This window comes from Nocardia sp. NPDC058114 (assembly GCF_042884695.1).
Taxonomy (GTDB): domain Bacteria; phylum Actinomycetota; class Actinomycetes; order Mycobacteriales; family Mycobacteriaceae; genus Nocardia.
Window position 1 is genome coordinate 61,207 of the sequence record NZ_JBHVTK010000006.1, and the last position, 10,399, is coordinate 71,605.

The window sequence follows — 10,399 nt, forward strand, 5'->3', positions numbered from 1 at the left end:
ACCCAGGTCAGAGGGGGTTTTCACTGTCGGGCTGACAGGATTTGAACCTGCGACCACCTGACCCCCAGTCAGGTGCGCTACCAAGCTGCGCCACAGCCCGTTCTTGCCCCCGTCTCCGGGTGCTCGAAAAGATTACCTCACCTCTTGGTGAAGGTACTAATCGGCTGGTAGGGGCACCTTTTTATCGATCCGGAGGAGTGTCGGCGTCTTGCGCCGGAGCCCACAACCGCGCCGAGTTCGTAGGGATCCCATAGAAGTCTGCGCGTATCAGGAGCCCGACCTTGCCAGAGCGTTCATGGCTTGTGCGCGCGGGTCGGTTCGTGTGGCCCTCGGACGTGACGTGCGCCCGTTCGGCACATTCTCGCGGCGGTCACGCCTCCGCCCGTGCACCGTGTTTCCTGCGTGGCTGTTGCCGCAAACTGCCCGCAGGCCATGGGCGTTCATCTGTCGATGGACAAACAGGTGCGGTGTGCCGTCAGCGCACGCGGATCTTGGAGGTGGTGGGCCGGCAAGCGGCCAGCATGAGCATCAGCTCTTGGGCGAGATCGCGTGGTTCGAGTTGCCGCGAACGGCACGCGCGTCGATTCGGAATGGGCGCCGTCGATTTCGTGCCTGATCAGCCAACTATCTGACGCTTGCCGACCCGGGAGTGGAGACGGCTGGCCGTGTTGGTGGTTTGTGGGTTCGGCAGTCGATGCTTCCGTCAGCTTGGTCGTGGCGGGTGCCGTGTCGGTTTGCCTTGGGGCCGTTGCCGCGATCGTATGATGACCCGACTTACTCACTTGCCCCGTCCATCGTTGGAGAGACCTGAATGTCAAACATGAAGTGGCGCGTGTTCGGTACGTCGGTGCTGATAGCGAGTGCCACGGCCATGATCTCATCAGGGCCTGCGATGGCGGAGCCGCAGGGCTGCACACTGGACCGATCGTGGGGCGGAGCGAGTGCCCATTGCGGAGGCGATGGGACCTATATTCTGGAGGTCGACTGTTTCGGCGTGAGCGTGTCCGGTGGGCAGCCGTTCGGGCCGTACTACAAGTCAGTCGTCGGTCATACAGATCCGACTTTGGACCCGATCTTCAACTACCCGCAGCGGAACTGCATGAACCCTTTGACGCTCGGGCAGGTCGGTATTGCTACCGATGCGCGTATTACTTTGGTGCCCACTCGGCCCGCTCCGTCGAACGCTTACGAATAGTGATCAGGCGTGGAACCTGGGTTTGCGTCACAACGTTTCGGCGTTCACAGAGGTAATCTCTTCGAGCACTCGGAGACGAGGGCAAGAACGGGCTGTGGCGCAGCTTGGTAGCGCACCTGACTGGGGGTCAGGTGGTCGCAGGTTCAAATCCTGTCAGCCCGACAGTGGAAACCCCCTCTGACCTGGGTCGGAGGGGGTTTTCTTGTGTCCCGAGATTTGACGTGGTTTGGCCAAATCCACAGAAACTCCACGTTTTGAATCTGAACGACTGTCCAGTGTCTCGTAGTGCCGCTCAATCGGGGATCGCCGGAGAGGCGGTCGACGCACCCGTCTGGCATCTGCGCCGTACCGTCGACGGTGGCCTGTTCGACACCTACACCGAAAGTTTCAACGCGGTCTGGCGAACCGGCCGACCGGTGACAGGCTGAGCCGATGGCGCGTACCGAATACTATGACGACCCAGCCGCACCGGAGCCGAACAGCCTTGTGGTCGCGGCGTCCGCAGTGGTGTGCGACGACGTCGGCCGCGTCCTGCTGCAACGCCGCACCGACAGTGGTCTGTGGGCGTTGCCCGGTGGCGGCATGGAGATGACCGACAGTCTGCCTGGCTGCGCGGTCCGAGAGGTCAAGGAAGAAACCGGACTCGACATCGAAATCACCGGTCTCGTCGGAACTTACACCGATCCGCGCCACGTGATCGTCTACAGCGACGGTGAGGTCCGGCGTCAGTTCAACGTGTGCTTCCTGGCTCGTATCATCGGCGGTGACCTTGCGATCTCCGATGAGTCCACAGAGCTGCGGTTCGTCGCCCCCTCCGAACTGGACAGCCTCGACATGCACCACACGCAGCGGCTCAGGCTGACCCATTACCTCGCGGGACGAAGCGCGCCATATCTCGGCTGACGATTCGGCGACAACCGCGCGTGAGTGCGCCAGATGGCCGAGCGCATTGCTCGCGACGGTAGAAGCTGCGCGTGTCAGCTGCCCGACCTCGCCACCCGTGAAAGGTGGCCGGTGCGCGCGGGTCAGTTCCTGCGGCACTCGGACGTGATACGCGCCCGTTCGGCACATTTTTCGAGGTGGTCGATCGCTGTGTCCAGTAGCCGATTTCCAACCACTGATAAGTGGGTCTAATCGGCGGCCGGCACGAGTGGTGGGACACCACCGCAACCTGGAAACAATAGGCACTGAGGTCGCCACTCCCTGAGCGACGTCCGCTATGCACGGGTGGCGGTGCGACGGGTCGTGCGCTTGTGGCGAGACGACCGGCTGACGTCCTGGCGCGGCCGATACAGCGGGCGTAGGAAACTTGCCGTTCGTTGTGGGCTCAGCGTTGGTGGGCGCGGAGTGCGGGGGCGACCCAGGTTGTGAGGTAGGCGCGCAGTTGCGAACCTTGCCGCGGCGGCCGACCGGGGTCGATGACGAAGGACTGCACGATCCGCAGCATGTGCTCGACGAGTTCATCGAGACGAGCGTCATCGATCCCCGCGCGGCCCCAATCGACAGCGAAGCGTTCGAGAATGGAGCGGCCGAAGGTCAACGCGGTATCGGAGGTGACACCGGGGGAGAATGCGCCCGCGCGGCCAGGGGTCAACAACAGGCCGAGATACCGGTCGGTGGAGAGCCGTTCGAGGGTGTATGCGATCCCTTCGACCACGGCCTCGGCGGGATCGGTGAGATGGTCCAGATGCTCGGCGAGAACATCGAGAAATCGACCCGTTTCCGTCAGGGCCGTGGCGGTCAGCAAAGCGTCGGCATTGGCGAAATACCGGTACACGGTTTGACGGGTGACGCCGAGGTCGCGGGCGATCTCGGCCATGGTGAAATCCCCGCCGCTGCGTTCGATGGCCACACGGGCGGCGCCGATGATGCGCGCGATGGCTTCGGTGTCATCGGCCGGAGTGGTCCCCGACCAGCCGTGCGTGCGCATCGATTCCTTCCGGGCCGGTGATCGTGTTCTGCCGACCCTATCGTCTGCGCCGAGGTCGACGAGCGTCCCGTTCCGTCGAAATAGACCATACAGTCGGCTAGATATGTATGGTCAACTCATGACCACTCAGATCGAACCCGGCGCCGCCGGGCTGACCGAGGACCTGACCCGCCGCGCCTTGGGGTTGGTGCTCGACCACACCACCGATATGGCGCCCGCTCCGCTGCGAGTGCCGCTGCACTACTACAGCGACCCGAAGATCGCCGAGGTCGAGCAGACCCAGATCTTGCGCCGCACACCGCTGATGATCGTGCCCTCGGCGCGCATCCCCGCACCGAACGACTACGTGGTGCGCACCGTGCTCGAAGATTCACTGTTGGTCACCCGCGACCGTGATGGCACCGCGCATGTGTTCCTGAACTACTGCCGCCACCGCGGCGCGCAACCGGCATGCGGCTCGGGCAACGCCACCCGCTTCACCTGCCCCTATCACGCCTGGACCTACCGCAACACCGGCGAACTGGCCGGGGTGCCCGGCAAAGAGGGCTTCACCGGCATGGACCGCGCCGGCTACGGATTGGTCGAGCTACCCAGTCAAGAACGCCACGGGTTCGTCTGGGCAGTGCTCTCTGCCGAGGGCTCGATCGACATCGACGCCCACCTCGGCGCGATGGGACCTGAACTGGCGCAGCTGAACTACGCTTCCTACGGCTACCACGACGAGCGGGAATTCACTTCCGAAGTCAGTTGGAAGGGCGCACTCGAGGCTTTCGCCGAGAGCTACCACTTTCCCTTCGTGCACGGCCAGAGCGTGATCGGCCAGAACACTGTGGCCAACACCTCCACCCACGACGCCTTCGGCCGCCATCACCGTATGGGATTCCCGTTCAACTGGATCACCGCGCTCGAGGCCGATCCGAGCGGATCCTGGGACCCACTGATGAACATGGGCGTCATCTATTGGATCTACCCGAACCTTGTGCTGGCCAACAGCCCTGTCGGTGTCGAGATCCTCGACATGCTGCCTGCCGGCGCCCCGACCCGCTGTACCGTCCGCCACAGCTGGATGGCCAAGATCCCCGCCACCACCGACGAGCAACGCGCCGTCTACGACGACATCTACGCCCAAGTCCATGCTGCGGTCCGCGACGAGGACTTCGCCATGCTGCCCCAATGCGGCGAAGGAGTTCGCCGAGGCCAGCACGATCACATGATCATCGGCCGCAACGAAATCGGCGTCCAGCACATGATCAGAACCCTCGCCGCCGAACTCGGCATCGCACTGGACTAACGGCGAGACAGGAACGCCGATGACCACCCAAACCCACCCCGGCCTGTCAGAGGCTCATCCGGGCTCCGCGGCGGTGACCCCGCGCCGGGCGAGGCGCAGGCCGAGGCTGTGCGCGCTGCGGCCTGGCGTGACGGTCGTCGGTGTCGAGCGTGACATGGTGCGCCGGGCGGCACTGGCGAGCTCGGGCCGGTCGCGATAGGCCGAAGGTAGGCGGCGATGCCGGGCTCCGCCCTGTCGAGGCCCGGGCATGCATGTCGTGGTCGGCTAGCCGAGGCGGAATCCGGCTCGTTTCGAGTTGCCCGGACGGCTGAGGTCTTTCGGGAGTTTGCCGAAGAACTCGGAGTCGACTCGTGGCCGATGTGTCTTGACGGTCAGGACGACTGCACGATGAGCGCCTGCGCTGAGTCGAGAGTCCAACGCGTGCATGCGTATCAGCGACCGGAGCGGCGGTATTGTCGCCGGCATGTGGGGGTGCGTGATCTGCGACAAACACAACGGGACCGGACCACTGGTGAGCCCGGTGATCCACATCGACGACTTCGTGGTGGTGACCCACCGGCCTGCCCATGGCGAGTGGGTCCGGCCGGGCTATCTGTTCGTCGAGCCTCGTCGTCACGTTGCGAGCCTCGATCTGCTGGATGACGCTGAGACGGTCGCGTTCGCTCGCGCTGTCCGCTCGTCGATCGGCGCCCTGCGCCAGGTTCTCGAACCCACCCATGTCTTCACGTTCGTCGCGGGACTGAGCGCGGCCGGTGTTCACCTTCACCAGCACATTTTCACCCGACCTGTCGGTACTGCACGAGATGTACCGTGGCACAACGTCGATTCTCCGGACGCGCCTCAAATCCCTGCCTCCGGACTGGATGCGCTCTGTGCGGAGCTGTCTGCGGCGGTGCGGGGCTAGAGGGGCGTACCCAAGGACGACGCAGCGCCCGCCGGCCCTGTGTATCGCCTTGCGAGCGGCGCGATTCGAAGTGGAGACGCTTACTTCTTAGGCTACCGGCCCCGAGGCTCAGCATGTATCGACCCATCGGGCGTTGGCCCGAGGCGTTCTCCTCCGGCGACGGGTCGATCACCCAGTTGCCGTCGGGCCCGGCTATGGCGGAGCCGACGGGTTTGCTGTGAGCAATGAGTTCAGTGCGGAGCGGGAAGGCGGTGGTGTTCGACCCGCTTGCACCGCTCGAGGTACTGGATGGCCGACTCGTGCAATGTAGGCATGTGCACGAGGCCATGGGTCGTGAGCGAACTCGGCCCGGGTGCGATGCCAGTGCCTTGCGCATAGTTCGTCGAGGCTCATAGATATCGGATTCGGCTGGTACCCGGTGTCGGGTTCGGCGGCGCGAGAGGCGCGAAGCAGTTCCTGCTCTGGTGTCCATCCGCAATGATCGAAAGCCCATGTGCCGTCCGATACATACACGTGGCTCGGGTTGTCAGCGCCGCTCGGCCACAGTCCGACCGGCCGGAACTTGCTGGTATGGATCTCCAGAAATGCGTAGGTGAGGATGTGGCACGCGCCGGCAGCGAAGAATGCCTGATCGTCTCGGTTCCACGACAGGTGTTGATCGGCTCGCTCCAGTGGGCTCCGCCGGAACACCGAGCACGGGACATACACGCCGCCAGTCTATTCCGACGCTGCCAGCCCCTTCTCCGGTTCTCGATTCGAAACGGGTGATGACAACGAGCGTCGTATGTGACCGACGAGAGCTGTCGTCACCGTTCTCCCGTTCGGCAATTACATTGCCGGACAGCGTGCTCGACCTGGAGAAGGACGCCCGGCCGCTGTTCGAGATCGCCAATGGCTGTCACAATCCGTCGCGCCGGTGAGCAGGTCGTCGGCTAGGGCGAGCAGTAGCTCGGCTCGTTGTCGGTGGCAGTCAGCGAGGGTTCGCGACAGTGGGCAGGAGTGCGCCGTCGAGGGCGAGATCCAGCAAACGGTCGGCCTGTCGCCGCGACGTATGCTCGCGAGACCAAGCGAGGGCGTTGATCAGCGCGAACACATCATCCCCGGTCACGTCGGCGCGCAGGGCTCCCGCCAGGCGGGCATTCGCGACCAGACGATCGCCGATCTCGGTCATCCGCAGGCATGCCGCGTGCAACGCCGATGCCGCGTCATCGGCTCCCGCACTGAGAATCTGGGCCAGTCCCTGGTAGGTCGAGGCGTGGTCCAGGACTGCCCGGATCCACGTGACGAGCGCTTCCGCGCTGTTGCCGGCTTGCGTCAGCGCCTCGCCGTGGTCGAACAGGGCGGTGTTGCGCTGGTCCAGCAGTGCGCCGATCAGTGCCCCGCGGTGGGGGAAGTGCGCGTAGAGCGTGCCGATCGATACTCCGGCCCGACGAGCGATTTTGTCCAACGGGGCTTCGGCGCCGAACTCGGCGAAGACTGTGTCGGCCTCGGCGAGCAGCCGATCGTAATTGCGACGCGCGTCGGCCCGGGGTCGGCGACCAGCGGTCGGCGGGGTCTTCGCCACGGCCTTGCTCCTAACTCGAGGTACCCTCGACTTATAGATCGAGGCACCCTCATTTTAACGGGAGACAGTGATGATCCTTGTAACCGGCGCGACGGGCTCCATCGGACGACACCTGGTCCGCCTGCTCCGACAGCGGCAGGCACCGTTCAAGGCGCTGGTCCGAAACCCCGTCCGTGGCCGAGAACTCGGTGGCGAGTACGTGGTCGCCGATTTCGACCGACCGGACTCGCTGCAGGCCGCGATGTCGGGCATTGATCGACTGTTTCTGCTCTCCGCGGGCGCCGAGCCGGCATCGGGGCGTCAGCCGATGGTCGCACAACAGGTCGCCGCGATCGATGCCGCCGCACGTGCGGGGGTCCGCACGGTGGTCAAGGTTTCGGTCCAGGGTGCGAGCCGATCCGGGAAACTCGCCAGCGGTGCGCACTGGTCGATCGAGCAGCACCTCGAAGCTTCCGGGCTCTACTGGTCGATACTTCAACCGAGTGGATTCATGCAGAATTTCCGCACCGGTGCAGGCACTTTCACTGCCGAGGGTGACATCATCGGCGCGTACGGAGATGGGCGGGTGCCCTACATCGATTGCCGCGATATCGCCGCGTGCGCGGCGGCCCTGCTGACCGAATATCGCGATTCGGCACAACGTTTCGTACTGACCGGATCAGAAGCGCTCAGCCATACCGACATCGCCGCCAGGCTATCCGCTGCCTACGGTCGGACTATTTCCTACGTCGATCTGCCACCAGCGCAATTGGCCGCACGACTCACTGCCCAGGGTCTTCCCACGCAATTCGCCGAAGACGTCGCCGAACTCCAGGCCGGAATCGCCGAGGGCACCGCGGCGCACATCACGTCCGCGGTCTCAGACCTCACCGGTCGCGGCCCCAGAACATTCGGCCAGTTTCTCGCCGACCATCAGCCGGCAACCGCCGAGCCCCACTAGCGTTGCGTCGGCGAAGGCTGTGTCGAGTGCCGGGTGTCCTTGATCAACGACGCGCAGCATGCAACGACATGCCATGGTTTCAGTGAGAAGGAGCGATGTGAACGGCGGCTGCCTCTGCGGGAATATCCGGTTCTCCGCGACCGGCGATCCGGACTTTCCTCATCTTTGCTCGTGTGAGCACTGTCAGCGGCTTTCAGGGGCTCCGGTGATGTCGTGGGTGTCCTTCCCGGAGGAAGGATTCGCGTGGACTGGTCGAGGCGGCGAACCGACCTGGTTCGAGACCTTCCCGCAGATCTGGCGCGGGTTCTGTCCGAAGTGCGGCTCCTCGGTCGCGTCCAAGGGCGATGAAGCGGGCCTGGTGGGGATCACGATTATGGCTTTGGATGATCATGCCCACCTGGTACCGATCAAACAGAGCTTTGCGCACAACGCGGTCCCGTGGATGGCCCCGTTCAGGTGAGGCACTGGCGTGGTGGGACAACCGATCTCGGCTGCCCCACATCCTCGCCGGGTCCGGACTCCTGACCGTGTGACCGCCGCGACGGTACTTCGATCTGTCGAAGGGGACGTACTGCCCGCGGCTGTAGGCCGGTGATCGGCTGTTTCGCATGACTTGCGGACCGGCCCTTGTTGTTTCGGCCGCGGACAGGCGGTCATTGGTGCCCTTGCCGGATACCTGATGACATCTTCGGGCCGACCCTGGTTCGGCCTGTCCGCCTCGGGAACCGTTGAGCTCGTATGGATCCTCACCCGTGATGCCCCGCGGCCAGAACGCGTGCCGCGGTAGTGATCGACGCACGCGGATCGCAACCTTTGACCACCGTTACTGCTCCTGTCAGGCTACTCGAGTAGACCAGCAGATCCATCAGATTGTGCACGCTGGTCGATATGTATGGTCGCGCTGGGCAGGCCCGGCGCCGCGGCTCGATGAGGAAGACCTGCCGGTGAACAAACTCGTCCCCACTTCGCGACTTCGATCCCGGACGCTGTGGCGGTCCCTGTCTGTGCCGTTGATCGCGTCGATGCTGCTCACCGCGTGTAGTGCCGGATCGGGTGAGAACACGCAGCCGCCGCGCACCGGCGGCACGCTGAACTTCGCGATCGGGACTGATTCCGGATGCGTCGACCCGCACCAAGCGGGCAGCAGCGACACGATGTATTCGCTGCGGCAGACAGTGGATTCGCTCCTGGACCAGGATTTCTCGACCGGGGAACTGGTTCCGTGGCTGGCGGAGTCCTGGCAGGTCAGCGACGACGCGCGCACCTTCACCTTCCGGCTGCGACCGAACGCGACATTCAGCGACGGCACCCCCGTCGACGCCGCGGCGGTGAAGGCCAGCTTCGACGCGATACCCGGTCTCGGTGCTCTCGCGATCCAGGCGACGTCCTATCTCGAAGGCTACGTGGGCACCACGGTCGTCGACGATCGGACCGCCGCGGTGAGCTTCGCGCAGCCCAATGCGCAGTTCCTGCAGGCAACCACGACATCGTCGCTCGGTGTGGTCGCGCCCTCGACCGCGAGCCGGCCCGCGGCCGAGCGATGCAGCGGCGGCGTGATCGGGTCGGGTCCGTTCGTCCTCACCGAATACCTCAGGAACCGGTCGGTCACCCTGACCAAGCGGCAGGGCTACGACTGGGGCTCGGCGCGGTGGACGAAACCGGGCGAGGCGTACCTCGACACCTTGGTGTTCCCGGTGATTCCCGAGGCCGGTGTGCGCACCGGCAGCCTGATCTCCGGTCAGGTCGACGCGATCGGGCGCGTTGCCCAGGCCGAGGAGTCGGCGCTGGCCGGGGCCGATGTCACGGCGCAGGCGTACACGATTCCCGGCGTCGGCTACAACCTGGGTTTCAACAACAGCAAGCCGCTGTTCGGCGATGCCCGTGTGCGCCAAGCGATCCAGATCGCCGTCGACCGCAAGCAGATCGTCGAAACGGTGTTCTCCCGTGGTACCAACCCGGCGACGAGTGTGCTGGCGAAGAACACCCCCGGCTACGTCGACCTCGGTGCGGTACTGGCGGTCGACATCGCCCGGGCGAAGCGGCTGTTGGACGAGGCGGGCTGGGTCCCCGGGGGCGGGGGCATCCGGGAGAAGGACGGTGCGCGGCTGAGCCTGAAGACCGTCTGGTTCACCACCGCGGCCACCTTCCAGCCCGCGCTGGAACTGATCCAGCAGCAGCTCAAGGACATCGGTGTCGAACTGGTCCTGCATCAGTTGCAGGTCGCGCAGTTCCCGGAGTTGATCCGCTCCGGTGATTTCGATCTGTTCTGGGGCGGCAACTACAGCCGCGCCGATCCGGATGCCCTGCGCACGCTCTACTCCACCAAACTGCGCAACGCCTACCGCGTCCCGGCGACCGAGCTGGAAGGGTTGCTCGACCAGCAGGCTGCCACGCTGGATCCGGTGGCGCGCAACCGGATCGTCGCGCGAATCCAGGAACTGATCGTCGCCAACGCTTATGTGGTGCCGATCGTCGACCAGCAGTCGGTGCTCGGCGTCCGCACCGCCGTCCACGATCTGCGGTTCGCCGGTGCGGGTGACGTCCACCTGCACGACACGTGGAAGAGCTGAACAGT

Annotated in this window: 9 protein-coding genes and 2 tRNA genes; 8 read left to right on the forward strand and 3 right to left on the reverse strand. The window is 64.8% G+C overall.

The features are described from left to right. Nucleotides 1-26: 26 nt before the first annotated feature. Nucleotides 27-100: transfer RNA gene (locus ACFVVI_RS22205), tRNA-Pro, on the reverse strand. 1,183 nt (nt 101-1,283) lie between these two features. On the opposite strand from ACFVVI_RS22205, the gene ACFVVI_RS22210 reads away from it, so the two are divergent. Further along, nucleotides 1,284-1,357 (forward strand) — tRNA-Pro (locus ACFVVI_RS22210). Between the two features lie 270 nt (nt 1,358-1,627). After that, the gene (locus ACFVVI_RS22215; RefSeq protein ID WP_379316710.1) at nt 1,628-2,098 is read left to right on the forward strand and encodes an NUDIX hydrolase; all 471 of its coding nucleotides are present in this window, start codon (nt 1,628-1,630) and stop codon (nt 2,096-2,098) included. A gap of 424 nt (nt 2,099-2,522) precedes the next feature. On the opposite strand, the gene ACFVVI_RS22220 is transcribed toward ACFVVI_RS22215, so the two are convergent. Next, nucleotides 2,523-3,125 (reverse strand): TetR/AcrR family transcriptional regulator, encoded by a 603-nt coding sequence (locus ACFVVI_RS22220; RefSeq protein WP_378992760.1) that lies wholly within the window; start codon nt 3,123-3,125, stop codon nt 2,523-2,525. A 118-nt stretch (nt 3,126-3,243) separates the two neighbouring features. Here ACFVVI_RS22220 and ACFVVI_RS22225 point away from each other — a divergent pair, with 118 nt between their 5' ends. The 3 genes from ACFVVI_RS22225 to ACFVVI_RS22235 all read left to right on the forward strand — a co-directional run bounded on the left by ACFVVI_RS22225 (nt 3,244) and on the right by ACFVVI_RS22235 (nt 5,320). Then, complete coding sequence (locus ACFVVI_RS22225) at nt 3,244-4,416, forward strand: SRPBCC family protein (RefSeq protein WP_387446595.1); 1,173 nt, start codon at nt 3,244-3,246, stop codon at nt 4,414-4,416. 19 nt (nt 4,417-4,435) lie between these two features. Beyond that, nucleotides 4,436-4,615, forward strand: a complete 180-nt coding sequence (locus ACFVVI_RS22230) for a hypothetical protein (protein WP_387446596.1) — start codon at nt 4,436-4,438, stop codon at nt 4,613-4,615. Nucleotides 4,616-4,840: 225 nt separating this feature from the next. Beyond that, entirely contained in the window at nt 4,841-5,320 is a 480-nt protein-coding gene (locus ACFVVI_RS22235; protein ID WP_387446597.1) for an HIT family protein, read from the forward strand. A gap of 970 nt (nt 5,321-6,290) precedes the next feature. Here the strand turns inward: ACFVVI_RS22235 and ACFVVI_RS22240 are convergent. Beyond that, nucleotides 6,291-6,884: a TetR/AcrR family transcriptional regulator gene (locus ACFVVI_RS22240; protein ID WP_378992767.1), complete on the reverse strand. Its 594-nt coding sequence runs from the start codon at nt 6,882-6,884 to the stop codon at nt 6,291-6,293. 70 nt (nt 6,885-6,954) lie between these two features. Here ACFVVI_RS22240 and ACFVVI_RS22245 point away from each other — a divergent pair, with 70 nt between their 5' ends. From ACFVVI_RS22245 to ACFVVI_RS22255, 3 genes are all read left to right on the forward strand, one after another. Further along, nucleotides 6,955-7,824, forward strand: coding sequence for an SDR family oxidoreductase (locus ACFVVI_RS22245; RefSeq protein ID WP_387446598.1), 870 nt, complete (start codon nt 6,955-6,957; stop codon nt 7,822-7,824). A 58-nt stretch (nt 7,825-7,882) separates the two neighbouring features. Continuing rightward, nucleotides 7,883-8,284: a GFA family protein gene (locus tag ACFVVI_RS22250; protein ID WP_387446599.1), complete on the forward strand. Its 402-nt coding sequence runs from the start codon at nt 7,883-7,885 to the stop codon at nt 8,282-8,284. 484 nt (nt 8,285-8,768) lie between these two features. Beyond that, complete coding sequence (locus tag ACFVVI_RS22255) at nt 8,769-10,394, forward strand: ABC transporter substrate-binding protein (protein ID WP_387446600.1); 1,626 nt, start codon at nt 8,769-8,771, stop codon at nt 10,392-10,394. Nucleotides 10,395-10,399 lie beyond the last annotated feature (5 nt).

Excerpts from the sequence above, each read along its gene's own strand:
- ACFVVI_RS22245 (WP_387446598.1), top strand. The coding sequence starts at position 6,955 with ATGATCCTTGTAACCGGCGCGACGGGCTCCATCGGACGACACCTGGTC.
- ACFVVI_RS22220 (WP_378992760.1), bottom strand. The coding sequence starts at position 3,125 with ATGCGCACGCACGGCTGGTCGGGGACCACTCCGGCCGATGACACCGAA.
- ACFVVI_RS22225 (WP_387446595.1), top strand. The coding sequence starts at position 3,244 with ATGACCACTCAGATCGAACCCGGCGCCGCCGGGCTGACCGAGGACCTG.
- ACFVVI_RS22235 (WP_387446597.1), top strand. The coding sequence starts at position 4,841 with ATGCGTATCAGCGACCGGAGCGGCGGTATTGTCGCCGGCATGTGGGGG.
- ACFVVI_RS22230 (WP_387446596.1), top strand. The coding sequence starts at position 4,436 with ATGACCACCCAAACCCACCCCGGCCTGTCAGAGGCTCATCCGGGCTCC.
- ACFVVI_RS22215 (WP_379316710.1), top strand. The coding sequence starts at position 1,628 with ATGGCGCGTACCGAATACTATGACGACCCAGCCGCACCGGAGCCGAAC.
- ACFVVI_RS22250 (WP_387446599.1), top strand. The coding sequence starts at position 7,883 with ATGCAACGACATGCCATGGTTTCAGTGAGAAGGAGCGATGTGAACGGC.